The organism is Vibrio sp. 1F253, from assembly GCF_041439295.1.
GTDB lineage: Bacteria > Pseudomonadota > Gammaproteobacteria > Enterobacterales > Vibrionaceae > Vibrio > Vibrio tasmaniensis_A.
In genome coordinates this window covers 35,673-61,783 of the sequence record NZ_JBGONU010000009.1, presented here as the reverse complement: position 1 = coordinate 61,783, position 26,111 = coordinate 35,673, and the positions used below count along the sequence as shown (strand labels likewise).

Below are 26,111 nucleotides of genomic sequence, written 5' to 3'. Positions count from 1 at the left end.
GTGAGCAATGCGCTCTCCGTTTCGATATGAAACTAATCTAGAGCAGCTAAATTAAGCTTTCATTTCTGTAAAATTACATTTTCGTGAATAGGGAACTTTTTAAGTGTTGATTTTATTGCACTTTTATTTCAGGAACCTGAGTGGTTTGTGAATGGGTATACCACTCGTATTTCCTTATTCGGTTACTTTTTCAAGTTTCTATTTGGGTGAGGTGATAATGATATGAGTGAACCTTATGGTGAGGTTAGAGCTTCTTCATCTTATTAACTGTTTGTACTGATTAAGATATCCTCTATGATGCCAAAACTTAGAAAAGAATAAATTTTGCTCAACAAGATGGAGACGTTGGATGAAAACAGAGTACTTAGGCGATGTTTTACAAGGTAGGCAGGTTATTGGCGCCTTAAATGTTGAAGACTTACCGATTGGAGAGCATCAGTTTTGGTTTCAAGTAACCAGTGATGGGTTAGGGCAACCTAAAAACATGCCGGTTTCTGTTTTCAAAGGCAGTCAAGACGGCCCGAAGTTGCTGATCACTGCCGGGATTCATGGTGATGAGCTAAACGGTGTGTTGGCTGCTCAGCAAATTATCCGAGATTTAGTAGGCAACACATTAAAAGGCACGGTGACAGTTGTACCAACTGTGAATTTGTCTGGCTTGCTTAACCACAGCCGCGATTTTATCTCTTCGGATCCGGGCTCTTGCCCTGCCAACCTTAATCGACTCTTTCCGGGGGATGCACACGGCTTAGCCGCGGAGCGATTCGTCGCATCTCTGTGGGATCGCTTACTCAAACACAACGCGACATTTGCTGTTGATCTGCATACCCAAACTCGTGGTGCCGTGTATCCACTTTATGTGTTTGCTGATTACCGAGTAGAGCAATGTTTGGAGATGGCGAGGTTAATGCAGCCCGATTGTGTTCTTAATGATCCCGGCGATCCGGGTATTCTTGAAACGGTCTGGAATCGAAGTGGAATTCCGAGCATTACAGTGGAAGTCGGGATGGGGAAATTTACTCAACCTGACATGATTCAACGAGCCGTAGATGGTGTTTTTAATATTCTTTCTTACTACGAGATGCTTGATGCTGAAGGTTTACGAGACAAAAAGCCACTGCCGAGTATAGATTGGATAGAGGGCAATAATGTAGTGTCTATCCGCGCTGATATTGGTGGGTTTGTGTTGCCTCAGGTCGAGCTTTTACAAAGCGTAGAGCAAGATGATCTTTTGGCGATTCAATACGACGCTTTTGGTAATGAATGTCGTCGTTATCATGCGCCGTCTGCCGGACGTGTACTTAGCTATAACGTGGATGCATTAAGGGAGCCAGGGGCTCTTGTCTGTCGATTATTGAGTTGAGCTGCTTTTAGGTGAGAAGCTCGCAGTTGAAAGCTCTTAAGTGGTAAGCTCCTAATTGGTAAGTACTGAGTTGAAAAACTCTTTGGCAGGTGTCTCTTTGTTCATCTGGTGCATCGTCATTTGAAACGCGTAAAAAAAAGACCGAGCAGGGCTCGGTCTGATAGCTTTTCTCTGAAGTAACAGTTTCTAGCGTAACTAGTATCGCTTTAAGATCTCGATGATCTCTTGCTCTGTTTCCGCTGCGATAATGGCATCAATGTCATCATCATTTTGGAACAACTCTGATAGCGCCATAATAGTATGGATATGGCTATCTGAGTCCATCGCTGCCAGAGTGATTGAAAGGTAAACGTCACCGTTGTCTTTCGACTCTAAATCAACACCCTTTTTGAATACTGTCACCTGCAGTGATGCTTCGTTCACACCATCTTCAGGACGAGCATGAGGCATCGCAATCTTTGGTGCTAGAACATAGTACGCGCCGATGTCTTTGTGCTTTTGCTTGATAGCTTCAACATAGCTTGCTTCAATTTTCTTGCTTGCTAACAGTGTTGAACAGGTTAAATCAATCGCAGCATCAACCGTTAGGTTCTCTTCAGAGTTGATGATAACGCCTTGGTTACCGATTAAATCGAATAGGCTCATGAAACAATCCATCCTAGAATCAGACCAACAACACCGAAGTCGAAGTCAGCAAATGTTGTCGCTTCAAGCCCAAGACCACCTAGTACTGGAAGTAGTAGCATTGGTAGGAAAGAGATACACAGACCTTGCGTGAATGAACCTAGAATTGCACCACGTAGACCGCCAGTAGCGTTACCGTAAACACCTGCCGCACCACCTACGAAGAAGTGTGGAACCACACCCGCTACAATGATTGTCCACCCAAGTGCACCTTGAACTGCCATTGCTAGTAGGCCAGCCGCGAAAGAACAAAGGAAACCGATTAGTACCGCGTTTGGTGCTACTGGGAATACCATAGGGCAGTCTAGAGCAGGTTTTGCTCCTGGTACTAGTTTGTCAGAGATACCTTTAAATGCAGGAACGATTTCAGCAATTAGCATCTTCACACCTTGCAATACGATGTAAACACCACCAGCAAAGATTAGAGATTGCATGAAGGTAAATACAACCCAGTTTTGACCGCTTGATACTGTTTCTACAAACTCGCCGCCCGCAATAATAGACGCAAGCATGAAGAAGATAGCCATTGTTGTTGCTACGGCTACTGGCGTATCACGCAGGAACATTAAGCTTTTAGGAACTTGGATGTCTTCTGTTGATTTTGATGTGTCACCGAATTTGCTACCAATGAAGCCAGACACGATGTAAGACAGTGTCGAGAAGTGACCGATAGCCAGTTGATCAGTACTCATCACTTTTTCAGTGTACTTTTGGCCTAGCGCTGGCATCACAACCATTAATGTACCCACAATGATAGAGCCGATTGCGACTAGAACTGTGCCTTCAATGTTTGCTGTAGACAGAATTACCGCTACTAGCATAGACATGAACATTGTGTGGTGACCCGTTAAGAAAATATATTTTAAAGGAGTAATACGAGCCAATAAAATATTCACAACGAATGCGAAGAACATAATTAGAGCCATTTCATAACCGAATGCTTCTTGTGCTAATGCAACAATTGCTTCGTTATTTGGAATAACACCACTTACGCCGAATGCTTCAGTAAATACAACTGAGAAGTTATTTAGTGCGCCAACAAGAGCGCCAGCACCAAAACCTAAAATTAGGAAACCCATTACGGTTTTAATTGTGCCTTTTAGAATGGTGGAAATATCAGCTTTCTGTGCAACAAGGCCAATGAAAGCAATTAAGCCTACCATGATTGCTGGCTCTTTTAATAAGCCGAGCATGAATTCGAAAAAGTTCTGCATAATTTTGACCTTACATGAAAGTTTTTAGTTGTTCTTCGATTGATGCTTTGTCAAAAATATTTTTAAGGCTGATTATGTTCTCTTTTCCGCCTTCTTTCAGTTGGTTTGCAACGTCTGTCGCTGCTACCCAAATATCCGCGTTGCTTGATGCAGCTGATGACAGATCTTCGTGATCAACTTCCGCTTCGAAACCGATTTTTTTAGCCACTTCTTTCACTGCCATTTCCATCATTAGTGAAGTACCAAGGCCGTTACCGCAAACTACAAGAATCTTTTTCATAATATTTGTCTCAATTGGATTTTAGGGGTTGAGAAACTGCGTTCTCTTATTGTGTGGGAGCATAGTAATGGAAATATTGAGATTTCAATAATATCTCCATCACAAAGCTAAAATGAGATTGTGACGGAGGTCTCGCTTGTGTGTGGTGAAAATCCAGAGTGAGACTTTGATCAAATTTAACTTTTCACACGAATATGCAACGTATCTATTGAGAAAGGTTGGGGGGGAGTGTATTTGTCTATTGGAATGTAAATATATAGAGGGTCTGTTGAAGAAAATAGAGAATTAATCGTATCGACCGTAGTCGGTAAGCATTTTCTTAAGCATGCTATTAACGTCTTTGGTCTTTTTATTTCTTTTAGTTAGTTGGCTAAGAGAAGTCGGTTTTGGCGAGGTAACATTTTCACCATCTATTTCTTCGGTTTTATCTTTCATTTTCTGTACGGCAGGCAATAACATTCTAATTTCTTCATTATTGATATTGGTCAGAACCACAATATTTTCAGATTCAACTTGGGTAATAGTTAATATGCCATGCTTAACGGATTCAACCTTTTCACCAATCATAATTGATTCAGGTGCGACAGAGCGATCGGTTAACTGACCTGTACGTAATTTCGCCGCACTGATAGCGCGGATATTTCCGGTGTTTTCAAACGCAACAATAACAGTATAGGTATTATAATACTCAACTACTGTCACATAGCCGTGTCTATTTGTTTTGAATCTAGCTCCATTGTTCATGTCGTGCGGAGCTTCCATTTTCTTCACGTGTTTCCTCTCTTAGTCTCAATGGCAGTTATATCTAATCAGCTCGTCTCGTTTTATAGATAATGAATGGGTGAGATAATACAAAGTATATACGCATCTAAACTTAAGATGAATCTTGAAGTCATAGTAAATGAGGGAGAACACAGAAAAGTGGTAATAATCACACAGAATTAACCGAGAGGTTACGCAGCTCTCTACATAGGTTGAACATATCACATTCATTTCATGATCTTCATTTACAACGCCTGCTGCTTAAAGTTTTATTGGGTAATTACTCAATAAAACCAACCTGATATGTGAGCCAATTTATATAAATAAGAATTGTATAAATTATTGATTTAATGAATGTTTACTGAGTAAGACAATTTTTGTTAGAACACCATCTTCAAAACAATAAGATAGGTAAATCTAATGACAAAACTCGTCAGTTTGCTCCTTGCCACAATCACGCTAGGGCTTTCAGGTTGTGCAACAGTATTAACTCCAGAACAGAGTGCGCCACAATTGAGTGTCGTACCTCAAGAAAAAGCACTGACTATTGCAGTGATTGATAAACGCCCATACGTTTTAGACCAAGATAAAGAGCCAAAGTTTGAGGGCATTATCCGTAGTTCTCTCGGTATTCCTTATTCACACAACACGGCGACACAACAGCCGATGTCTCAGTTTTTGACGGATAGACTTGTTGCGGGCTTAAAGAAGCAGCAAGTGACGGTGGACTCAGTCGAGACGACACCAAACGAAGACATCACTAAAGTCGCTGAGCAGATGAAAGCGTTCGACAATAAATCGATGATGTTCGTCTTGAATGAATGGAAATATGATTTCCATGCGTTTACGGATAACTCTTGGTACAACGTAAATGTGATTATTTACGACGAAGTAGGTAAGAAACTGCTGAGCAAAAACTTCCAAGGCGAGAACGATGTGCCAGATGGTGGTGTGATCATTAATGAAATGCAGCTTATCTATAAACAACGTTTCGAAGAAATCTTCCAAGACGTTGAAGTGAAAAGTGCATTGCTTAATTAATTTTGCCCATTTCGATAATATCCTTTAGAAAGCCACACTTTGTGGCTTTTTATTTTAAACTTCCTGCCTCGACGTTCTTTTTGACTGATAAGTTAAAAATGACGATAAACACTGCGTTTTGTTTAATCCTTGACCGCGCGATCGTTTGCGTTGAAAAATGTGATGAAAGTCTCACTTAACTGTTTATACTTCTTTTCCGGTTTTAAGCCGGTGCTTAGCCAATACAAGCCGTCACATGGATATGTGAATGACCCCACGGACCGGACCAGCTACGTTCCACTGCTTGTATAAGGTGATTTTTACATGAACAACTCGTTGTTACATTCGCTAACCCTGTTAGCTCCTTCATCGCGTAGCGTTTTGCTTGCGGTTCTTTGTCCTATTCCTTTGATGTCATTCGTTTGGCTCATGTTCACTCTTTAAGGATTACTAGGACACATTATGAATATTCTATTTGGTTTTGTCGGTGTTCTTGCACTGATTGCTTGTGCGTACCTGCTATCTGAAAGTCGTTCTTCGATTAACTGGAAAACAGTCTCTCGTGCACTATTACTTCAAATCGGCTTCGCGGCTTTGGTGTTATATTTCCCATGGGGACAATTGGCGCTAACGAGCCTAAGTAATGGCGTTTCTAGCCTGCTTGGTTTTGCAGACGCTGGTATCGCATTCCTTTTCGGCGACCTTGCAACTGAAGGTTTCATTTTCGCGATACGCGTACTTCCAATCATTATCTTCTTCAGTGCTCTGATTTCTGCACTTTACTACCTCGGCATCATGCAAAAAGTGATTCAAATCTTGGGTGGAGCGGTGCAAAAACTGCTGGGCACCAGTAAAGCTGAATCCTTGGTAGCGACAGGTAATATCTTCCTTTCTCAGGGTGAGTCTCCTCTTCTTATTCGTCCATTTTTAAAGTCTATGACTCGTTCGGAACTGTTTGCTGTAATGGCAGGTGGTATGGCGTCGGTAGCGGGTAGTGTGCTTGGTGGTTATGCTGGTTTAGGTGTTGAACTTAAATACCTTATCGCCGCAAGCTTCATGGCAGCTCCGGGTAGTCTGTTAATGGCGAAGATTATCGTTCCTGAGCGCAGTACACCAAGTGACTACGACCATATCGAACTCGATAAAGCTGACCAAAGCAACGTGATCGATGCACTGGCAAGCGGCGCGATGAACGGTATGAAAGTCGCGGTGGCTGTCGGTACTATGTTGATTGCATTCGTGAGTGTAATTGCGATGGTGAACACTGGCCTAGAAAGCTTAGGTGAGACGTTCGGTTTTGCCGGTATTACGCTGCAAGCTATCTTTGGTTACCTGTTCTCACCACTAGCATGGCTGATCGGTATCCCAAGTGATGAAGTATTGATGGCGGGTTCTTACATTGGTCAGAAGATCGTAATGAACGAGTTTGTTGCTTTCATCGACTTCGTTGAGAACAAAGCGCTGTTATCTGAACATAGCCAAGTCATCGTCACTTTTGCTCTATGTGGTTTTGCTAACATTGGTTCTATTGCTATTCAGCTGGGTTCAATCGGTGTTATGGCACCAGAGCGTCGTGCTGAAGTGGCAAACTTAGGCTTGAAAGCAGTCGCTGCTGGTACGCTTGCAAACCTAATGAGTGCGTGTTTAGCGGGTATCTTCATCCTGCTTTAAGCGAGATTCAGTTCAAGCGCCTAAATTCAGTTGAAGCGGGCACCTTTCTTGCGGATTTAACGTGAGAAGGGTGTCCGCTTTTTTGTGCCTGCTCGTTAAGTTGATTCAGATTTTGAACCACCACTTTTATTGCTATGCGGTGTATAAGGCTCACTCGGAAGAGTAATAGAGCAAGCCTGTTTTATCCGATATACTTGAATATCATTAGGTTGCGATTAATAGCATTCGGCTTCAATTAAGAAAATCCGGTTTCTATTAAGAACACTCGGTTCCGAATAAGAATATTCCGTTCCGACTAAGAATACGGCAACCAAGCTCAAATTTATCAAGGGTCTCTCTATGAACATGCGCGCTCTCATCGGTCTTATTGCTACCTTCATTGGCTTGTTTGCGATGGTTTATCTTATTGCTGGTGGTACTCAGTTTCCTATCTATCAGTGGCCGCAAGAAGCGTATCTCGGTTTGGTGTTTAGCGTAGTATGGGGCACTGGCGTCGCAGCATCGGTGGCTTATGTCTTTTCAGCTTTGGTGTTTGTGACTGTCGCCGTGGTTTGTTATGCGGTCGGTTATAAAATCGGTGGGCTCTTTTCTTCAAATTCTGACGTCTAAGTTTATTGAGGCGTACTTATGTTCATTGAAGTGAGATTTGTTTGAATGCACTGGCTCGATCGTTGGAAAGTGTATCGCTATCATCGCAAACAGGCTAACCGCTCGAATGGCGACAAGGCTAAAGCTTTAGGGTGGACCAGCGAAGAGAGCCAATTGTGTCGCTTTGAAGTGATTGCTCGTTCGGCTGATTTCGAAAAGAAGAGTATTTTAGATTTAGGTTGTGGCTATGGCGAGCTGTTTGAGCTGCTCGACAGCATCTATCGCATTCAATCTTATACGGGCGTTGACCAACACGCAGGCTTTTTAAAGAAGGCGAAGCAGAGTTATACAGAAGATCGTTGTCGGTTTTTGTCGGGTGATATGAGCCAAATGAGCCTTGAGGTACACGATGTAGTTATCGCCAGTGGCTCATTGAATTACATCTCTCGCGACTCGGATTATCTGACTAACATGATTACTCGCATGTTTGGACTAGCGAATCAGACGGTGATTTTTAATCTGCTCAATTCAAGCCAATATCCTTCACGCAATACCTTGATGAGTTATCACCCTCAAGGCGTATATCGATTTTGTAAAACACTCTGTGACGATGTCTCCTTGATAGAAGGATACGCAGAAGGGGATTTCACGATAGTGATGAACAAAGTCGTACCCTGAGTCTGAATGAAGTGTTGGTGTGGTAAGAGTTAAAAAAGCCGCAGACCTTGAGAGGTTTGCGGCTTTTTGGGTTCTAAAATCAACTTAAGTATTACTGCTAGTGCTTCAGCGGTTGATTTTCAACTAGTCCGTAAGGGATGTTAGTAAAGACTTTTGGGTTACCTTCATAAGTCGGTGCTTCGTTCACTTGCTGCCAATCGAGTAGCATGATAGCGAGTACGTTGCGGTGCTCTCCATACTTGAGATCAAAATCACCGGTGACTGAAGGGATCATACCTTTTGTCTTATCGATAGATGCCTGGATTGCGAGCCTAGTTTTCTCTACAACCGGGTCATTCTCTAGACCGGCTAATAAGAAAGTCAACCCAACCTCAGCAATCACATCCTCTTTAGCTCGTAACAGGATAGTATCGATGTTTTCTCTGAAGTAATCGTAGATCCATTGGTGTTCTTGCTCGCTTACTTGGTGCTGGTAATACTCAGAATCTCCAAAGATCACATGTGTCATACCATAGATCTTATTGCCGTATTGCTGGCTTGAAAGCTTCTTGTCGTTATCGTCTGGGTAGGCTTTTTTGAAGGTATCGACAAATTCATCAACGACATCTTGTTCACCCAATTGGCGTAGCCAGTAAACTTGATTAGCGAGTTGGGCTGCCCACGCTTTCACCATATCTTCATTGGTCACGTATCGTGAAAAGTCATAACGACGAATAATCTCGCGCAGTTTGACATCGTTCTTGTGTTCTAAACCGTACTCATTGGCACGCGCCATAGAGCCGAGAAGGTCAACACCAAGATATAGATATTCTGGCATGTGCTTGGTGATGTTGTAGCGTCGAACACTGCGTTCATCGCTATCGCCAACATAGGAAGCAACACGCTTTTCTGAGTACAGTACGATTTGTTCCATGGTGTGAACATCATTCGACAAGCGGCTGAGCTTACTTGCGACACGTGCCATGTCACTCCATACCGCGGCAGAATATTTGTCGTCTAATGTTTGTCGATACATACGCAAACCATAGTGACCCTCTTTGAATGCAGGCAGAGTGTAAAGTTGGCTTTCGTAGGTTGTGCGAATCAGATCGGCGGATTGTTTAAAAGATTGCTCTTGAGAGTCGAGAACACCAGCTTGTAATTGAATACTTGGTACGCTTGTTGCTTGTATGTTAACAGGCTCTTGTATAGTAACAGTCTGTTGTGTGTCAAAAGCCGTTAGCGTATCTGAAGTAGCTTGTGCGTGAACCGCAACCGCAACTGAGATTGATAACAATGTGCACAGAGTTAGCGTTTTTAGCTTCATGTTCGTAAGGTACCAAGCTGATTAATTGTGAATATAAAATAACACTCATGAATCTTTCAATGTAAGGTTTTGGTCAATACATTGTAATCTTTAATGAGATTGATTCGATATTTGGTTCAGTAATCAATGTGTCTAATGGACTTTAAGTGATGAATGACTCAATAATGAAATGAGCACTAGGCTAAGTGTATGTATTTAAATAGCTTAACGGCATACTTAAAGAGTTAGTCTGATATGAGCAAATTTAAGAACAAAAAGGTTTAGGAGGTCTGAATGCCAAGTGGTTCTAGCAAGCAATGGCCTGCCAAATTATTATCTTTACTGTTTTTTTTAGTGGTAATGAGTGCTATCGAGTTTTTTCACTCTAAAGAGTTATCCTACCTGAAAGATGAATCCTACTCTGAGGCAAAAAAGCAGCTATCGATCATTCGTTCTCGAATCGAAGCCGCGATCGTGTCAGATATGTATATCCTCAATAATTTTTCGACCTTAGTGACCATAAACCCTGATGGTGAGGTGAAAAATTGGGACAAGATTGCTGAAAGTATTATTAAAGATGGTTTCCATATTCGTCTTATTGGGCTAGCCAAAGACGACATTCTAAACTTTGTTTACCCTATGGAAGGCAATGAGCAGATTCTCGGTATTAATTATCGTGATTATCCAGACCAATGGGAGTCTGTTGAGATAGCCCGTAATCTTGGCAACACCTTTATTGCTGGTCCTTTTGAGCTGTTTCAAGGTGGCCAAGCTATCATTACGCGCACTCCGATCTTTCGAGACCCGCCTTTTAACGAAGACTATTGGGGTGTATCCAGTGCCGTTATTAGTTTAGATGAGCTGTTTGAAGATGTCGGAATTGGGATACTCGAAAACAAGTATAAACTCGCGATTCGCGGTGCAAACAGTTCGGGTAAAGATGGCGCGGTCTTTTATGGCTCTCAGGACGTATTTGATAATGCTTTTGTGACTGAACAGGTGAGCTTTCCATACGGTGGTTGGTACCTTGCTCTCTCTGGTAATGAGCATGTGTTGATGGATGTGCAGTGGTATCGAATTCAAGCAGTAAGGTTGGTGGGTTACACCATAATGTTAGTGCTGGCGTTTGCCTTCTTTACTATTTATCGCCTGTACCGAATTGCAGATAGTCGCTCTATGCATGATGAACTCACCATGCTACCTAATCGTCGATACTTTATGTACAGCCTAAAGCAGGCGTTCAAAGTCACCCAAAAGCAGAGAGCAAGAACCTTTGCTGTGGTAAATATCGATCTTGATGGCTTTAAAGCGATCAATGATACTTTTGGGCATGCGGCTGGCGATCAGGTGCTTATTGAGTGTGCTAATCGCATTAAGAGCGAGTTACGTGGTTCAGATATCGTTGCGAGAATCGGTGGTGATGAGTTCTTAGTTTTGTTACCACGCATCATTGATGATCAACATGTCTCTTCGATTGTAGCTAAACTTCGAAGAGCGATATGTAGCACACCTGTTGTTTATGATACGCACTCGATTTATCTTCGAATTAGCGTTGGTTGGGTAATTCATAGCAATAACTACAGTGATGTCGATGCACTACTCAAAGCAGCTGATGAAAAAATGTACGAACAGAAACGACAAATTTTATAGGTTGGATTGGATCTGTTATTAGAATTTAGTTGCTGAATGTGGGGAAAAGCCTCAGAATACCGCGCTTTGCTCTTTATCAATCCTATTGATGAGCGAAAGCTGTAGCAACGACTTCTTTCTGCGCGTTGCTCATACTAAATGTTATTCAACTGAGAAAATAATCTATGAGTTTTACCTCCCTTGGCCTTTCTGAACCGATCCTTAAAGCTATTGAAGCACAAGGTTACGATAAGCCATCACCAATCCAAGAGAAAGCCGTACCAGCTGTCCTAACGGGCAAAGATGTAATGGCCGCTGCTCAAACAGGTACAGGTAAAACTGCTGGCTTCACGCTACCTATTCTTGAAATGTTATCAAAAGGCCCTCGCGTACGTCAGAACCAAGTTCGTGCACTAGTGCTAACACCGACCCGTGAACTTGCTGCGCAAGTGAATGGCAGCGTAGTTAAATACGGTATTAACTTACCGCTTACTTCTACGGTCGTGTTTGGTGGCGTGAAAATTAACCCTCAGATGCAAAAACTTCGTAAAGGCAGTGATGTGTTGGTGGCAACACCGGGTCGTCTACTTGACCTATACAACCAAAATGCAGTGCGTTTTGATCAGCTAGAGATTCTAGTATTAGATGAAGCTGATCGCATGTTAGACATGGGTTTCATCCGCGACATCCGTAAGATCTTGGCTTTTCTACCTAAGAAGCGTCAGAACTTACTGTTCTCTGCAACGTTCTCTGATGATATTCGTAGCTTGGCTAAAGGCTTAGTAAATAACCCTGTTGAAATATCGGTAAGCCCTGCAAACTCAACAGCACCCACTGTTGAACAAAGTATTTATCCAGTAGATAAAAAGAAAAAAGCGCCAATGCTAGCTAAGCTGATCAAAGATAATGATTGGCGACAAGTGTTGGTGTTCAGCAAAACAAAACATGGTGCAAACAAGCTTGCTCGTTTCCTTGAAGAGCAAGACATCACTTCTGCTCCTATCCATGGTAACAAGAGCCAAGGCGCGCGTACTAAAGCCTTAGAGAACTTTAAAACCGGTAAGGTACGAGTACTCGTAGCGACCGATATCGCTGCTCGTGGTATTGATATCCCACAACTTCCTCAAGTGGTTAACTTCGACCTTCCAAACGTATCAGAAGATTACGTTCACCGTATTGGTCGTACTGGCCGTGCTGGTGAAGTTGGTAAAGCAATTTCATTGGTTTGTGCAGATGAAGTGGGTGAGCTATTCGGTATTGAACGCCTTATTCAACAAGTACTGGAGCGTCGTGAACTGGAAGGTTTTGCACCCGTAAACAAATTACCAGAATCTCGCTTGGATTCGCGTCCGATTAAGCCTAAGAAACCGAAAAAGACACGCGAACACTCGGATGGCCAACGTTCTGGTGAGAATGCTCGCGGCCATAAGCCAGCAGGCAAGAACAAGCGTCATGTAGCAGGTAATGGATCTGCTCCAAAGCGTAAGCCTAACTCAGGCAACAAAGCTTCAGACAGCAACTCTGCAGCTGCTGGTGATGATAAGTCTTTAAGAAATAATGGCAGCAACTATAAGCGCGGTAATAAGCCTTCTACGAATAGTTCTGGCAAGCCAGGTGGTGCAGGTAAACCTAAAAAGTCTGGTTTCGGTGGAAGTAATGGTTCGAGCAAACCGTCTAACAAGTCAGCAGGTAACAAGCCTACAGGTAACAAACCTTCACCATCTAGAAGCCGTTCTAAGCCTGCATCTCAGAAATAGTAGCTCTTTGGTAGACAGAACGTTGAGCATAGCTTTGCAAAGATTATGTAACGAGATCGCTTCGTAGGAGGGTTCTCGTTCATTGACGACTTCCTGCTATCGAACTCGAACAAGCGCGAATATTGAATTTCAATGTTCGCGTTTTTTTATGGGTGTAATTAGGGCGTGTTGACCTTTCGCGGTTAAATTTTGTTCGAGCTAAAAGTGTTTTAATCGCGGCGAGGGGGAAGTCGCCTAGTCATTCTAAGCAAATCTCCCTCAACAAAGAGTAAAACGCTTTTAGCTGAACCCTTTGGGCAGCGTTTGCTGGTCATTTCTACTACGTTATCGGCTTCTCATGTAGGCTAGCTACACATCGAAACCTCTGCCTTGTATAAATACCCAGCAACTCGCTGCAAAAATCAGCTCGAAAGATCAACACGCCCTAAGCAAACAAGAAGAGGTTTCTTCAGAGTTGAAACTATCGAATTTATTGAAAAGTAGGTATTTATAGGAAGAGAAATTAATCTTTAATGATCTATTAATAATAACATAATCACTAGCGATTTGTTGGGTTTTGCAATTTGCAATTTCAGTTTGCAAAACAAACAGGCATTTATGGCGAATACGTGTTCAGATGCGTAGTAAATACGTATATTTAAAGTTGGCACGCATAGTGCATTAGTAATAGTGACCCTTCTTAAGCCGAGGGTCACCTAGCCAACTGACGTTGTTAGTGAACCCATATTGTTCACACAAAATATATGACCAATCACCCTTTTGTGATTGGTTTTTTTTTGCGTGAATTTTGAGTTCTACTTGTTGGTATTACTTTTTATTAATTGTTATTACTACACTTATTATTAAGTGCAGTTAGCTCAAGCAAAACAAGCAGAGCACGACAATTTACTAATCATGCTCATACCATTCTTGCGCTAACACTCACCACACTTTGAGTAACAGCTTGGTTGGCGCGGGCATTCTCCACCTCGGGAGCAGATAAGCCTAGCCTCTGTCTCAATCCCACGTTCAATCCAATTTATATTTAGAATCTTGGCTATTGTCGTGAGATCTTTCTTGATGTTACGCGGGATTACCACAGAGCCACCATTGTTAACGCATGATGCTTTAAGTTGCTCTGCAATGTCTCTTGAATTACCGCCTTGTGCATCAATTGCAGGGTTAAGGTCTATGCCAGCACACAATACGCGATTGTTACCTGCAGGGTCCGTCATATTGATGGATTCACAACAGTAGATTCTTGGTTCATCACCCACATTTAAAATAGATATTTGAGCCGAACTCCCTGCGCGAGGTTCTGACAATCGACGAAACACAGCCCAATGTTGACATGGGTCGGCAACAGTTCTCATATTTCCCCAAGGCAGTGGAATCCCGTTCCCGCGGTACACCGCCTTGAGTTTCCCTGGCCCATAAGCATCAAAGTAGTGCCAGTGAGGGTAGGGCGATACTACCGTCATTCGACGCATAGCAACAGAGGGGGAAACCCCCGCTCTTTTGTGAACGTCGATTTCGTAACCAGTGCGGTCAAGCAACTGTCTAAATGGAACTTTCGGGCAAAGAAGTGCGCCAGCAAAGAAGCTAGATTCAAAGTCTCGCCATGCTTGAAGAATATCTTGAGAATTAAGTTGCGAAGAGCCTGAAACCTGGTTGTCGTCCCATGTGTTGTTGTTGCCGACCGACAACACACTCTTTAAGCCTTCTTTGCTATGCAGAATACAATGGCCAATATAGACCGATAAATCGTATTTCAGACGAGTGGGGTACTCTTTCAGGATTTCGTTTAAGAAGATTGTGCTAGGAGGTTCAAAGAACGAAGTGACTAGCTGTTTGGCATTAATTCCGAGTTCATCAACAACGTCTTTCGGTGTGCGTGTTACCCAACGGATGTTAATTCCTAGGCTTCTAGCGATGTCTATAAGGTCTTCTACGCTGAGGTTAAGACGTTTTAAGCCAACTTCTTCCGCTGCGCGCTCAAGGTCAGGGAAGTGGTTCTGATTGCTTTCTTGGTGTGCTCGAATCAAGAGGTGTGCAAACTGGCGGCCTGAGATCCCCGTTTGAGATAGCATCTCTGGAATTGCAATTTGCAGGATGTCGTTGGAGAAAAGAAAGCTAGGCTCGAGTGCCATGCCACTTATCCCACCACGATTTCCTTTATCAGGAGCAATGGCTTGTTGTTCAGATTCGTCGTCAAGGAACCAGGTTGGGTTCTTCTGAAAGACCTGCGCGATTACTTCTAGCATATCGATGCTTGGGACGCGCTTTCCACGTTCAATCATTGAAAGGTAAGAAACGGAAGGTGCGTATTCTGGGTTGATTCTAATACAACGCGCAGACAGATCTTCCATCGTTAAATGGTTACGTTTTCTTAGGTTACGTATTTTCGTACCTAGGAAATGAGACTGACGAACTAAACTTTTTGACAAGGCCATATTTGTAAAATTCACATTGTAAAATTTTTGTTGTGAAATTGTAGGCAAAAAAGCGCTAGTCTACAAACTAAGCAATTCACAAAATGACAAATAAGTTAAACGTTAGTTTGGAATAATTGCTCTAGGACACATTTTTGCTATAAAAATCGGTGAATGTTCACCGGGTTAGTCAAGAGGGAAAGACTATGAATATGCTTACATTCGATAAAACAGAAATCCAAAAACAAACAAAACCATTTATCGCTGAAGCTGTCTTTGCCGTGGAGACTATCAGTGCCAAACAGCAAACTGAGAAGCAACTCAAAGCGAAGCAACTGCTAGACAGATTGTTCCCATTAGAGAACGGCTCACATCAAGATGTAACGAGCTACGTAGTTGATTACCGCCATATCATGGCTTATTTCAAAGATGGCCAACACAGCGGTCTAAAGCATCCTAAGCAGTTTGTAGCTTACATGGGTGAGAAGTGTGACCCAGACTCAATCTTGTTCCGAGATAGCAGTGGAAGCCATTTAGAAGTGATGTTTGGTTGTCATAAAGGGACGGGGTGTATTGAATTGGTCGATATCGATGATATTCAGTTAGAGTCGTGCACCACGTTTGGCCAGTCGCCAATGGAAGCGGTACAAACGAATACGGAGCGTCAAGGAATCACTACAGCAATACGTCACTGGATCAGCCTAGTTCAAGGTGATGAGAAGGGTAAACCCAAAGCATGTAGCGAAGACAAAGAGTTCCGAGCTAAGAGCGGTGAAGATTACTGTCTTAACTATTGCTACGCCCTTTAACGTCACAGCTACATCTTTGGTCTTTATGAAAGATGTAGAGCTAGACGTATTTAGCAATTAAACACTGACGACTATGCATAAACGACAAAGCCCCAACCATTAACCTACTGGTTATTGATTGGGGCTTTTTGCTTTCGATGTCAATTACGAGTCTATTTTTGTGCCTAGAGTCTAGAGCCTAGAGCCTAGAGCCTAGAGCTTAGAGCTTAGAGCTTAGTAAGTACGCCGTTAAACTGTAAATTTGTTTAGATGATTGCAGACTACAGAGGCATCACTCTATTTCGACCAAGTGACTTCGCTTCGTAAAGTAGCTTATCAGCGCGTTCGATCAGTGATTGTGCCGATTCACCGGGTTCAAGTTCAGCAACACCAAACGATGCGGTGATACTACCTACCTGTTGCCCGCTACGACGATCTTTAATCGATAGCTTTTCTAGAGAGCGGCGGTTGGTGTCAGCAAGCTGGCGTGCAATGCGTAATGATTTGTTTGGCACAATTATCGCGAACTCTTCACCACCAAACCGGTAAGCAGCAATACCTTCACGGCACATTTGTTTCAATTTGCGCGCAATGCCTTTAAGAACCATGTCACCAAATAGGTGGCCATAAGTGTCGTTGAAGTTTTTAAAATGATCGATATCGAGAAGAATTAAACACAGAGGTTGTTTCGCTTCACATAAGGTTTCTATATCACGGTCGAAAGAGCGACGGTTATAGAGTGTCGTTGTGCTGTCAAAGAGTGCATCTTTCTGCACTTCTACCAGCTGAGATTTTAGCTTAGTGATTTCTGATGTTGCAGAATTTAACTGAGAATTTAAAAATTGAGTAGAGTGACGAATATGACGAGATTCCGAAACTAACTGACGAACTAAAGACATGACTTCATCGATCGATAAATTTTCATTGTCAACGCGGGCCAAATCTTCGAAGCTTTTATCAATCATCTCAGAAAAAGCAGAGGTATCGGTCAGTGTGTCATTCATCGAATTCGAAACTTCCGAGACCAACAATTCTAAATTGGCGCGGAGGTCATTGATATTCGTTTCAGACTTGCTAGCAACATAATTATTGTATAGCTGCTCACCAACGGCTGGAGGACAAATGCCATAGTATTCCAAGATACCATCCATGTCTTTTGTCAGCTGTGGGATAGCATTGTCAACATAGGTGTACCAAAGTGCGTAATTTGCAGGTGTAATAGACACTCGGTTCTTCATCATAAGAGGCACCGCTTTTTTTAGATTTGCGGTGGATTTTTGAAATTCGTCTTTTTTCATGATTTTTACTGCAGATACCAAACTAACTAAGCCACTGCGACCAAGATTAGCGGATTTTACCGATCTTTGCTTTAAAAATTATATAATTAATGGATGAGGATTGGGTAAACAACTCATTTTCATTATGGAAATCGATTGCATATTTATATCGAATAATAAATAGGGTGTTATTTGACCAAAGAGGAGAGATCCGGTTTAGGGGTTGATACGGCTGTTGGTGAGGGGGGGCTGCAATACCAATCGCGGTCAATAATGGGTTAGCTAAGCTAGTTCAAACACTCTGCCGAAAATGGGTAACACGGGTGAGTGTGGAAGCGATAGTAACTCAGTGGAAGTTTTATTTCAGGCATAAAAAAGCGCCGATAAAAATCAGCGCTTTAAAATTCTTTTTAGCTAAAAGCTAATTATTGAGCAACAACGTTTGCTGCTTGTAGGCCTTTTTGACCGTTTTCAACTTCGAAAGAAACCTTTTGGCCTTCTTTCAGAGTTTTGAAACCTTCAGAAGCGATAGCACGGAAGTGTACGAATACGTCAGCGCCGCCGTTGTCTTGAGAAATGAAACCGAAACCTTTCTCTTCGTTAAACCATTTTACAGTGCCAGTATTTGTGTTAGACATAATTTGTCCCTTATTCATAAATTTTCTAAATTGTTGATTGCATTACTGCAATGCGCTGATAATTGAATTATTTAATATTGCTAAGAAATAAGGAAAAACTACTTACAAAAACGGGTAACGATTTTACATGTCATTTTTTACTATTCATCTAACTTAAATAACTCCGGCTAACAGAGCGAGTGCATGTTAACACAGTCTTTCGGGTTGTACACTCATTGATTGATAAATCAGCGAGTTTTTTTGTCATGTTGCGCTCGTTAACAAAAACTACCTACAACAGCTGATAGGTTTATAAAGTTACACGCCATGACAAAGTAAAAAGGAAGCCTAAGCCTCCTTTTCTTCGTTAGTATAGACGATATTATCGTTTGAAGTTGATATCTTCAGTCTTATCTAAATTAATTTTAGTCTTAGCTGGTTGAGTCTCTGCGATTATTTTTCCGTGGCGAATAGAGTACTGCACTGGAACTTGGCGACGTACTGCATCAAAACCGTTATCTGCAGGAAGAATTAGTAAGCTTCCTGGCTTACCTTCTTCAATGCCGTAGTTGTCTTGGATATGCAGTGTGCGTGCTGAGTTCTTGCTGATCAAATCAAGTGAGGTGTTGATTTGGTCGTAGCCCATCACTTGCGTTACGTGCAGTCCCATGTGCAGAACTTGAAGCATATTCGCTGTACCTAGTGGGTACCATGGGTCAAACACATCATCGTGGCCGAAACACACATTGATATTTGCTGCTAGCATTTCTTTAACACGCGTTACGCCACGACGTTTCGGGTAGTCGTCGAAGCGACCCTGTAAGTGAATATTCACTAACGGGTTAGCCACGAAGTTAATACCAGACATCTTCAATAGACGGAACAAGCGAGATGCGTAAGCACCGTTATAAGACCCCATTGCTGTGGTATGGCTTGCCGTTACCTTCTCACCCATTTCGAATTTGTGCGCAAGGGCTGCCAGCGTTTCAACAAAGCGAGATTGTTCATCGTCAATCTCATCACAGTGAACATCGATCAGGCAGTCGTACTTGCGTGCAAGATCGAACACGTAATGCAGAGATTCAACACCGTATTCACGAGTGAATTCGAAGTGAGGGATAGCACCGATAACGTCAGCGCCGATCTTCACTGCTTCTTCAAGCAACTCTTTGCCGTTAGGGTATGAAAGAATGCCTTCTTGAGGGAATGCAACGATCTGGATGTCGACCCACTCTTTCATCTCTTCACGAACTTCAACCATCGCTCTTAACGCAACGAGTGTTGGGTCTGACACATCAACGTGTGTACGAACGTGTTGAACACCGTTAGCTATCTGCCATTTCAGTGTTTGCTTGGCACGAGACTTTACGTCTTCGATTGATAGCAGTTCTTTACGCTCAGCCCAACGCTCAATACCTTCAAACAAAGTGCCAGAGATGTTCCAGTTAGGCTCACCAGCAGTTTGAGTAGTATCTAGGTGGATGTGCGGTTCACAGAAAGGAGTAACTGCAATGCCACCTTCAGCATCAAGGGTGTCGCCTTGATGATTGATTTGCGCGTCATTATCGAGAATGCGAGAAAATTGACCATTTTCAATCAGAATCTGTTTCAAGCCCTCTTGGTCTTGAAGTTTCGCGTTCTTGATTAATAAGGTTGTCATAGTGTGTCCTTAAGCGGCCTGAGATTTCAGAGCTTTTTTGTTCAATAGAGGATTAAGCACGAGGTAACTGATTGCACCACCTAACACTGCGTTCAAAGGAACAACGCCAGGTAGGAAGTGACCAGCGGCTACGCCTGTTGCTACCGCGATAATGCCAGCCCAGTTTACGGTTTGGAACTCTGCATTTGCAAAATCTTTGTAACGTTTACGGTTCGCGAAGAAGTCGGCGATGATTACGCCACCAATTGGTGGAATCGCCAGCGAAAGGAAGGTTAACCAACCAACGAAGTTGTTGTATAACCAAAGCGCGAAAATCGTACCGATAATGCCGTTAATGATAGACATTGTAGTACTTGAGCGACCAGTGATGTTAGATAAACCCAGACCCGATGAATAAAGTGCATTCTCATTGGTTGTCCAGATGTTCAAGCCAAGCACGATGATCGCTGGAAGCAGTAACCCTTGTGCAATCATCACATCTGAAATGTCTGATTGGCCTGTTGCTGCTGCACCGGCTGCGCCAAAGATAAACATCAGTGAGTTACCGATGAAGAACGCGACCATTGTGATTAATACTGCGCTCGCAGGCTTTTTACCAAAGCGAACAAAATCGGCCGTTAGCGTACCCGCACTAACAAATGAACCTACAACCATTGCAAGAGCCATTGAGAAGTCCATTGGTGTCTCTGGTTTAATTAGTTGCAGTTGTTCTAGTCCACCAACACTGTCTACCGCAGTCAGTACTGAGTAACCACCCAGAATCGCAATCGCAGGCACTGCAATCGCTGAAAGCACCATTAGCGCTTTAATGCCGAAGTACACTGTACCCGTCATCAACAAGCCAGACACGATAATCAAGGTGTTGGTATCAATGCCCGTTGCTTTTTGAACTGGAATAGCAAACATCGCAACACCCACACCAAACCAACCGACTTGTGTACCACCAAGTAGCGCAGAAGGAAGCCATGAGCCTTTAGTACCGAAAGAGAAACGAGCAAGAAGGTGAGTAGAGAGGCCAGTAGATGAGCCGATGTAGCCAAGAAAAGAAGTGTAAATACCGAGGATTAGGTTACCGATGAGAACGGCGAGGAAGAAATCGTTGAATGAAAGACCTGTCCCGAGTGAACCACCTGTCCACATACTTGCAGAGAAGAAAGTGAGTCCAAGCATTACCATGGTGAGTGAAGCAACTCCTTTCCTAGCCGATGTAGGAACCGGCCCTAGACTGTAGTTATTATCCGCAGCCATTTTTTACCTCCGCAATTGTTCAAAATTAAAATTAACGGTCGCCGTATTGCAGGCAAACGTGCGCATTATCGTGATATAAATAACATAGTCAATGCTAGTTTTGTCAATAAGCCATCGATTAAGGCGGTTATGTTAAAAATAGACATTTAAAACATAAGGTTACTTTTCATATTTATTCTTAAAAAATAATTAGAAAACGTTTTCTATGGCGTAGGTGGTGAGCCAGAGTTGAACCTCACTATGAATGCTGGCGATTATGGCTGTGAATGGGTGTCTGTATATTGGATGGGCGATGTTTCTTAAATTGCAGGCAAAAAAATGGCCAATCGCAATACTCGCAATTGGCCTATATATATCGTGAACAAGAAAGGTTCACTAACAACGTCAGTTGGCTAGGTGACCCTCGGCTTAAGAAGGGTCAATATGTACATTGCAGTTAGTGTGCCAACTTTTAAAGTAACGTAAAATGGGTGTTTTATAGCAATTTGGTGCGTATTTAAACGGTTTGCTTGCATTTTGGAAGTTGGCAGTTGCGTTTTGCAATTGCATTTTGCGATTTGTATTGCTTGTCATTAAGGAATAAACGATAAAAGTGAATACTGAATACTGAATACTGAATACTGAATACTGAATACTGAATACTGCTTAGTTTTTTGATTTTTGCTGCTCTGTCTGCAACTAACGGTAAAATAGATAAAAAGCCCGTGCGATCTCAGATCTCACGGGTTTTGTATCGTTTTATCTAAAACAAGTATTAGATCGAGTAGAAGAAATATAACTGGGACTTCATTCTAATGATGATCCCGCGTATTACGTCTAGGAACGCCATAAAGCTGATAGGCTTCTCACCGCTTACCCAAGCTAACCCTACAGAGCCGACTGGAATATCGTAACCTTCCGCCTCGTCAATTTTTAAGCGGACAAAGTGGTGCTTGTTCTGAAGGTTTCTACCTGTGGTGACACGAACTTGTTCATCAATACCTAACAGGCTAGCTTGTGCTTCACCCGTCGCTTCAACAATGCCTTCTACGGTTGCGGAGAATATCTTGCCTGGGTATACCGCCGTTGCAAACTCAGCAGGCTGGCCCACTTTTACGTTACGAATAGCTTGGTGATTCACTCGCATTAACACGTATTTTTATTCAGTGTACATTTGGATACGAGGCATCATTGATACTCGTTGTCCTTCACGAAGAATGAAGTTAGTTACAAAGCCGTCAGTCGGTGCTGTTACTTTGGTGCTGTTCAAATCCCATTGAGCTTGAGCCAATGTTGCTTTTGCCGAATCTACCTCAGTTTGTTTCTTACTGACGTTGGTTTCTGCCTTGTGGATGTTTAACTTCGCGTTCTCAGCATCAACTTCTTTCTTACTCAGTTGAGATTCCAACGTGGTGACGTTATACGTTGCCAAGTCTACCTTTGCCGTTTGTTGGTCGATGTCAGTCTCAGTAATCGTATGTTCTACCACTTTGTTTTGCTTTTGGTAACGGTCAAGTGTTTTAGATTGCAGAACAAGATCTGTTTTTGCTGATTCTATCTGAGCGACAGAGGCTTTGATATCTTCAAGCGCTGACTGATAGCTTACTTTAGCGATGCTCACTTCTTGGCGAGCGGTATCTAAAGCAACGTTCGCCGATTCAAGTTGCACGCTAGCCTTATCTCTCGCAATAACATATTTGGTGTCATCAATTTCGTAAATGAGCTGACCTTCAATCACGTCTTGGTTCGGTCTAATGTGAACCTTGGTTGTTTTGCCTGACACATTGGTTGAATCTGGACGTAGCTGAATGTGTGGTGATTGAACGACTGAACCTCCAGAGAGATCCATCGGTGTGTAGTTAATGAGTCCAACCCAAACAAACAATAACCATGATGTACCACCTAGATAAGAAAATGCTTTGGTGCCCTTATTCCATGGCATACCAATAAGCCTAAGTAGATAGATGAACAGTGCCCACAGAGCTAAGCCTTCTAACATGTTTGGCTCTCCCCATCTTGATCATTCTTAACTTGTTGTTCTGTTGGTTCCGCAGGTGCTTTCCATGTGTCTCTCAGGTTTATGATGGCTTTTTCCATATCAACAAACGCTAAAATGACGGCAAGTACCCATACCCAGTGCCATATGAAGCCAATCCAAGTTAAAGCTGTGATTAAACCGAGCTGGTGATGCTCTTTACTGTGGGCTTTATTGATTGGTAATTCATGAACACGCCAAAAGCCGTAACATGCAGCTGCGATTGTTGCGACCAACACAACGCCAGCTACGACGTGTAATGCGGTGTCTGCGCCTGTTCCAACAAATGGGACACTTAGTAAACTCATTGATCAACCCTAAGTAAAATTTGAACGCCGAGTGTGATGGAAGTTGGATTTACAGGTTGTAAATTTACTAATTACTTCGATAATGGCAATTATATGATTTGATCTATGATCTCCTTTCTAAGGGTTAGCGACGAATGAACAATTGTAACTTCTTAAGAGCGTTAGGGATTTTGGGTATTTATCAACACGCTGTCACAAACCCTGTGGTTAATACGGAGCGTTTAGGTATTCCGAAGTCTGTATTTACTAACTCAATGAATCTAATTCCGGTCAATGAAGTCGATAAATGGTATGGGTTTCTTGAACAGCAAACTAATGATCCAGATATTATTCTGAAACTGTCTGACCGGGTGGATATTGAAAAATTAGGCCCGTTAACCAACTGGTTTTTTTCTGGACATGATCTTGCTTCTACGATCCGCCGAGTGAACATCGGCCTGCACTGTTTACAGTCTGGTGCGTTCTTATACGGTGCACAGGTAGGGACAATGATTAAATGGTGCTACGACAATCCTGCTTACTCAGAAACGGGTAAAGTGCATGACTCAATAAGAGTCGCGGTTTTCATTATGAAGATTTTACGTCGATATTTGGGTGATGACTTTAAACCCGTCGCGGTTTCAATAGCCGGTCGTCGAGAGAATGTTGACCTCTACCATGAATATTTCGGCTGTACGATTCAATGGGGACAGCCTCGCACAGAGGTTTGGATCCCGAGTGAATCGAGGTTATCCATCAATCAATCACTATCGAACAGTAAAGCAAATCTGGCGATGAACTTTCATGACTTGGATAACTATCTAAACATGCCAGATGCTGGTGATGAACATAAGGTCACCTATGAGATGATCAACTACAGTCGCCACTTTGGTTTACCAACCCTTCACAAGGTTTCCAGTTTATTAGGGCTCTCTGAGCAGCAGTTTCAACGCCGTTTGCATAAATCGGGCATCAATTTTTCTACCATTATGGGGTATGCGTTAAGCAACGTGGCGGTAGAGCTACTGATGTATTCAGTGCCAGTGGAAGAGGTCTCGAAGAGGTTAGGTTATACCAACGTCGCGAGCTTTAATCGGATGTTTAAGAAACATCGAGGTTTGACGCCTAAGCAGTATATTGAGCGTTTTGATAGTCAATACTGATCATCATTAGTCTTCATCTAGCTTTTTAAAATGAGTGGATAGGTAAACGATTATCCAAGTGCTAAGGACAAAAGGCGCGGTAAGTGGTAGCAGTGACAGTTCATGAAAACCAAGTGTGATGAGACAGCTCAACAGCATGCCTAATAGGATTAACGGCCAAGGAATTCGCGGATAGAGCACAAGTGCTAGAGTGGCAAGAGTGGCGTTGTACCCGTAAAGACCTTGCTCAATTAGCGCGCCAGAAGCGCCAATCATGTGGCTAAAAACAGTGCTGATTAACACTGTGAGTACTACCCATAGCGCATGCTTGATATTGTTGAGTGCGATGGCAACCAAGATGACTAGACCCGATAGTGCATTATCGATAAAGCTGACTTGGCTGATCCCTTTCAATAACGGGAGCACCGCTGTTGGTAAGCTGAACCACGAGCCTACCTCAAGACTGATTAGTGGCCTCAGTGCGGAGTCAGGTGCCGAAAACGCCGATAGCCCCAAGGTTGATTGGATAGCATAAATCAGCCAAGAGGTGAGGATAAAGGCACTTGTGTAACCGTGATACTTCTTAAAGTTAAACACGATCTTGGCGATGGGTACGGTTATCAGCGAGCCGAGGGCTACTACTATAATCAGCCACCCATTTACTTCAAAAAAATTCCCGATGAACAAAGCAATCAGTGCGCCATTTAACGCATACATGCCATTCTCAATATCATGAGACGGTTTATTGGTCAGTAAGGCAAATCCGTAGCTGCAACTGGCGCCAAACAAGGTAAGAAAAGCCAGCGCAAGTGACTCAATAGAAATGGCAAACAATAGCAGAAACGACGTCATGACCGACGGAGTGAAATAGACTTGCCCAATGCCATTGAGCAAGCCTTGAAATGGTAGAATATCCTTATTCGTTCTCATTGTCTGACTACATTCTTTTGCTATGTTGAATCTTTTGTAGCTCAGATTGTATGCAATTTTATTAAGTTGACCATCTTTGCGTATCAATTCTGATACCAGCGCTCACCATAGGCTTGTTGGTAATCTGGTGTTTCAATGATGCCTTCTTGCTCTGGAACGGTTTCTAATGGCCCAACGACCGTTCGATAAGGTAATACGCCAGCCCATACAGGGATATCCATATCAGCTTTATCATCATTCACACCATGTTTACCAATCTTCACGGATGCTTCTGTTAAAGGGATCGCCAATAGCTCGGTGGCGGTGAGCTCTTTCTCATTACTGAGCCTGACTTCGTCGGTTCTTCCCGGCGCGATTTGCTCAATGAAGATGTTCAATAAGCGATCTTTTTCTTGGTTGTCATCGATGACTGAAAATGACCCCAACACCACTGCAGAACGATAATGCGCACTGTGGTGAAATGCCGAACGAGCTAACACCCAACCATCGAACAAAGTGAACGTTAAACAGGTTGGCTCTCCTTTTTTTAAGCCTTTCAACAAGCGGCTGTTTTTAGCACCATGGATGTAGACCATATCATCCACTCGCCACGCAAGCATCGGGATAACCATTGGCCCTTGTTCGCCCTGCAATGCAATGTGTGCGATTAAGCTCTCATCTATGATTTGATGAAGTTTCTCTTGTTCAAATACGGCTTTGTGAGCCCCTTTTTTAATCGTGGTTCTTTTCGTGTTAGATAACATAATCGCTCCTTAATCATTGCCTTTTGATTAATGTAGCGATTAACTGGTCTCTTAAATAGAGCC

22 protein-coding genes and 1 pseudogene are annotated in these 26,111 nt (G+C 42.8%); 9 read left to right on the top strand and 14 right to left on the bottom strand.

Annotated features, from left to right (window positions below):
* Positions 1-349 precede the first annotated feature (349 nt).
* The gene (locus ACED28_RS06970; RefSeq protein ID WP_135383670.1) at positions 350-1,363 is read left to right on the top strand and encodes a succinylglutamate desuccinylase/aspartoacylase family protein; all 1,014 of its coding nucleotides are present in this window, start codon (positions 350-352) and stop codon (positions 1,361-1,363) included.
* A gap of 195 nt (positions 1,364-1,558) precedes the next feature.
* Here ACED28_RS06970 and ACED28_RS06965 read toward each other — a convergent pair whose 3' ends face one another.
* The 4 genes from ACED28_RS06965 to ACED28_RS06950 all read right to left on the bottom strand — a co-directional run bounded on the left by ACED28_RS06965 (position 1,559) and on the right by ACED28_RS06950 (position 4,303).
* Positions 1,559-2,008 carry a PTS sugar transporter subunit IIA gene (locus tag ACED28_RS06965; protein ID WP_371709551.1) on the bottom strand — a complete coding sequence of 150 codons (450 nt, stop codon included), beginning with the start codon at positions 2,006-2,008 and terminating at the stop codon, positions 1,559-1,561.
* Positions 2,005-3,261 carry a PTS ascorbate transporter subunit IIC gene (locus ACED28_RS06960; protein WP_371709550.1) on the bottom strand — a complete coding sequence of 419 codons (1,257 nt, stop codon included), beginning with the start codon at positions 3,259-3,261 and terminating at the stop codon, positions 2,005-2,007. Before ACED28_RS06960 ends, ACED28_RS06965 begins: the two co-directional genes overlap by 4 nt.
* Before the next feature lie 10 nt (positions 3,262-3,271).
* Positions 3,272-3,541, bottom strand: coding sequence for a PTS sugar transporter subunit IIB (locus tag ACED28_RS06955; protein WP_009845707.1), 270 nt, complete (start codon positions 3,539-3,541; stop codon positions 3,272-3,274).
* A gap of 285 nt (positions 3,542-3,826) precedes the next feature.
* Positions 3,827-4,303 (bottom strand): hypothetical protein, encoded by a 477-nt coding sequence (locus ACED28_RS06950; protein WP_009845706.1) that lies wholly within the window; start codon positions 4,301-4,303, stop codon positions 3,827-3,829.
* Positions 4,304-4,723: 420 nt separating this feature from the next.
* Between ACED28_RS06950 and ACED28_RS06945 the strand changes: the two genes are divergently transcribed.
* From ACED28_RS06945 to ACED28_RS06930, 4 genes are all read left to right on the top strand, one after another.
* The gene (locus ACED28_RS06945) at positions 4,724-5,344 is read left to right on the top strand and encodes a hypothetical protein (RefSeq protein WP_017100968.1); all 621 of its coding nucleotides are present in this window, start codon (positions 4,724-4,726) and stop codon (positions 5,342-5,344) included.
* A gap of 441 nt (positions 5,345-5,785) precedes the next feature.
* Positions 5,786-6,994, top strand: a complete 1,209-nt coding sequence (locus ACED28_RS06940; protein WP_009845705.1) for a NupC/NupG family nucleoside CNT transporter — start codon at positions 5,786-5,788, stop codon at positions 6,992-6,994.
* A 339-nt stretch (positions 6,995-7,333) separates the two neighbouring features.
* Entirely contained in the window at positions 7,334-7,603 is a 270-nt protein-coding gene (locus ACED28_RS06935; RefSeq protein WP_017097052.1) for a hypothetical protein, read from the top strand.
* Positions 7,604-7,648: 45 nt separating this feature from the next.
* A complete protein-coding gene (locus ACED28_RS06930) occupies positions 7,649-8,260 on the top strand; it encodes a trans-aconitate 2-methyltransferase (protein ID WP_017097051.1) in 612 nt (203 codons plus the stop codon).
* Between the two features lie 97 nt (positions 8,261-8,357).
* On the opposite strand, the gene ACED28_RS06925 is transcribed toward ACED28_RS06930, so the two are convergent.
* Positions 8,358-9,566: a DUF3541 domain-containing protein gene (locus ACED28_RS06925; protein WP_017097050.1), complete on the bottom strand. Its 1,209-nt coding sequence runs from the start codon at positions 9,564-9,566 to the stop codon at positions 8,358-8,360.
* 273 nt (positions 9,567-9,839) lie between these two features.
* Between ACED28_RS06925 and ACED28_RS06920 the strand changes: the two genes are divergently transcribed.
* Both ACED28_RS06920 and ACED28_RS06915 read left to right on the top strand, forming a co-directional pair.
* Positions 9,840-11,195, top strand: coding sequence for a diguanylate cyclase (locus ACED28_RS06920; RefSeq protein ID WP_017097049.1), 1,356 nt, complete (start codon positions 9,840-9,842; stop codon positions 11,193-11,195).
* Between the two features lie 164 nt (positions 11,196-11,359).
* On the top strand, positions 11,360-12,931 hold the full coding sequence (locus tag ACED28_RS06915) for a DEAD/DEAH box helicase (protein WP_012600290.1): 1,572 nt from the start codon (positions 11,360-11,362) through the stop codon (positions 12,929-12,931).
* A 914-nt stretch (positions 12,932-13,845) separates the two neighbouring features.
* On the opposite strand, the gene ACED28_RS06910 is transcribed toward ACED28_RS06915, so the two are convergent.
* Positions 13,846-15,378, bottom strand: coding sequence for a DUF3612 domain-containing protein (locus ACED28_RS06910; RefSeq protein ID WP_017097047.1), 1,533 nt, complete (start codon positions 15,376-15,378; stop codon positions 13,846-13,848).
* Positions 15,379-15,548: 170 nt separating this feature from the next.
* Between ACED28_RS06910 and ACED28_RS06905 the strand changes: the two genes are divergently transcribed.
* Complete coding sequence (locus ACED28_RS06905) at positions 15,549-16,151, top strand: malate synthase (protein WP_009845698.1); 603 nt, start codon at positions 15,549-15,551, stop codon at positions 16,149-16,151.
* A gap of 260 nt (positions 16,152-16,411) precedes the next feature.
* On the opposite strand, the gene ACED28_RS06900 is transcribed toward ACED28_RS06905, so the two are convergent.
* The 6 genes and pseudogenes from ACED28_RS06900 to ACED28_RS06875 all read right to left on the bottom strand — a co-directional run bounded on the left by ACED28_RS06900 (position 16,412) and on the right by ACED28_RS06875 (position 23,254).
* Positions 16,412-17,428 carry a GGDEF domain-containing protein gene (locus ACED28_RS06900; RefSeq protein ID WP_371709549.1) on the bottom strand — a complete coding sequence of 339 codons (1,017 nt, stop codon included), beginning with the start codon at positions 17,426-17,428 and terminating at the stop codon, positions 16,412-16,414.
* 404 nt (positions 17,429-17,832) lie between these two features.
* Positions 17,833-18,045 carry a cold-shock protein gene (locus ACED28_RS06895; protein ID WP_004730009.1) on the bottom strand — a complete coding sequence of 71 codons (213 nt, stop codon included), beginning with the start codon at positions 18,043-18,045 and terminating at the stop codon, positions 17,833-17,835.
* A gap of 361 nt (positions 18,046-18,406) precedes the next feature.
* The gene (locus ACED28_RS06890) at positions 18,407-19,684 is read right to left on the bottom strand and encodes a cytosine deaminase (protein WP_371709548.1); all 1,278 of its coding nucleotides are present in this window, start codon (positions 19,682-19,684) and stop codon (positions 18,407-18,409) included.
* A gap of 9 nt (positions 19,685-19,693) precedes the next feature.
* Positions 19,694-20,932 (bottom strand): cytosine permease, encoded by a 1,239-nt coding sequence (gene codB / locus ACED28_RS06885; RefSeq protein WP_371709547.1) that lies wholly within the window; start codon positions 20,930-20,932, stop codon positions 19,694-19,696.
* Positions 20,933-21,686: 754 nt separating this feature from the next.
* Positions 21,687-22,910 (bottom strand): annotated as a pseudogene (locus tag ACED28_RS06880) (HlyD family secretion protein).
* Complete coding sequence (locus tag ACED28_RS06875; RefSeq protein WP_012600300.1) at positions 22,904-23,254, bottom strand: hypothetical protein; 351 nt, start codon at positions 23,252-23,254, stop codon at positions 22,904-22,906. The pseudogene ACED28_RS06880 and the gene ACED28_RS06875 overlap by 7 nt, the downstream one beginning before the upstream one ends.
* A 134-nt stretch (positions 23,255-23,388) precedes the next feature.
* Here ACED28_RS06875 and ACED28_RS06870 point away from each other — a divergent pair, with 134 nt between their 5' ends.
* A complete protein-coding gene (locus ACED28_RS06870; RefSeq protein ID WP_017097042.1) occupies positions 23,389-24,396 on the top strand; it encodes an AraC family transcriptional regulator in 1,008 nt (335 codons plus the stop codon).
* Between the two features lie 6 nt (positions 24,397-24,402).
* Here the strand turns inward: ACED28_RS06870 and ACED28_RS06865 are convergent, their stop codons facing one another.
* Both ACED28_RS06865 and ACED28_RS06860 read right to left on the bottom strand, forming a co-directional pair.
* Positions 24,403-25,305 (bottom strand): urea transporter, encoded by a 903-nt coding sequence (locus tag ACED28_RS06865; protein WP_371709546.1) that lies wholly within the window; start codon positions 25,303-25,305, stop codon positions 24,403-24,405.
* Between the two features lie 83 nt (positions 25,306-25,388).
* The gene (locus ACED28_RS06860) at positions 25,389-26,048 is read right to left on the bottom strand and encodes a pyridoxamine 5'-phosphate oxidase family protein (RefSeq protein WP_102394154.1); all 660 of its coding nucleotides are present in this window, start codon (positions 26,046-26,048) and stop codon (positions 25,389-25,391) included.
* Between the last annotated feature and the right edge of the window lie 63 nt (positions 26,049-26,111).

Coding starts and splice junctions, on each gene's coding strand:
- ACED28_RS06970 (WP_135383670.1), top strand. CDS start 350: ATGAAAACAGAGTACTTAGGCGATGTTTTACAAGGTAGGCAGGTTATT.
- ACED28_RS06965 (WP_371709551.1), bottom strand. CDS start 2,008: ATGAGCCTATTCGATTTAATCGGTAACCAAGGCGTTATCATCAACTCT.
- ACED28_RS06960 (WP_371709550.1), bottom strand. CDS start 3,261: ATGCAGAACTTTTTCGAATTCATGCTCGGCTTATTAAAAGAGCCAGCA.
- ACED28_RS06955 (WP_009845707.1), bottom strand. CDS start 3,541: ATGAAAAAGATTCTTGTAGTTTGCGGTAACGGCCTTGGTACTTCACTA.
- ACED28_RS06950 (WP_009845706.1), bottom strand. CDS start 4,303: ATGGAAGCTCCGCACGACATGAACAATGGAGCTAGATTCAAAACAAAT.
- ACED28_RS06945 (WP_017100968.1), top strand. CDS start 4,724: ATGACAAAACTCGTCAGTTTGCTCCTTGCCACAATCACGCTAGGGCTT.
- ACED28_RS06940 (WP_009845705.1), top strand. CDS start 5,786: ATGAATATTCTATTTGGTTTTGTCGGTGTTCTTGCACTGATTGCTTGT.
- ACED28_RS06935 (WP_017097052.1), top strand. CDS start 7,334: ATGAACATGCGCGCTCTCATCGGTCTTATTGCTACCTTCATTGGCTTG.
- ACED28_RS06930 (WP_017097051.1), top strand. CDS start 7,649: ATGCACTGGCTCGATCGTTGGAAAGTGTATCGCTATCATCGCAAACAG.
- ACED28_RS06925 (WP_017097050.1), bottom strand. CDS start 9,566: ATGAAGCTAAAAACGCTAACTCTGTGCACATTGTTATCAATCTCAGTT.
- ACED28_RS06920 (WP_017097049.1), top strand. CDS start 9,840: ATGCCAAGTGGTTCTAGCAAGCAATGGCCTGCCAAATTATTATCTTTA.
- ACED28_RS06915 (WP_012600290.1), top strand. CDS start 11,360: ATGAGTTTTACCTCCCTTGGCCTTTCTGAACCGATCCTTAAAGCTATT.
- ACED28_RS06905 (WP_009845698.1), top strand. CDS start 15,549: ATGAATATGCTTACATTCGATAAAACAGAAATCCAAAAACAAACAAAA.
- ACED28_RS06900 (WP_371709549.1), bottom strand. CDS start 17,428: ATGAAAAAAGACGAATTTCAAAAATCCACCGCAAATCTAAAAAAAGCG.
- ACED28_RS06895 (WP_004730009.1), bottom strand. CDS start 18,045: ATGTCTAACACAAATACTGGCACTGTAAAATGGTTTAACGAAGAGAAA.
- ACED28_RS06890 (WP_371709548.1), bottom strand. CDS start 19,684: ATGACAACCTTATTAATCAAGAACGCGAAACTTCAAGACCAAGAGGGC.
- codB (WP_371709547.1), bottom strand. CDS start 20,932: ATGGCTGCGGATAATAACTACAGTCTAGGGCCGGTTCCTACATCGGCT.
- ACED28_RS06875 (WP_012600300.1), bottom strand. CDS start 23,254: ATGAGTTTACTAAGTGTCCCATTTGTTGGAACAGGCGCAGACACCGCA.
- ACED28_RS06870 (WP_017097042.1), top strand. CDS start 23,389: ATGAACAATTGTAACTTCTTAAGAGCGTTAGGGATTTTGGGTATTTAT.
- ACED28_RS06865 (WP_371709546.1), bottom strand. CDS start 25,305: ATGAGAACGAATAAGGATATTCTACCATTTCAAGGCTTGCTCAATGGC.
- ACED28_RS06860 (WP_102394154.1), bottom strand. CDS start 26,048: ATGTTATCTAACACGAAAAGAACCACGATTAAAAAAGGGGCTCACAAA.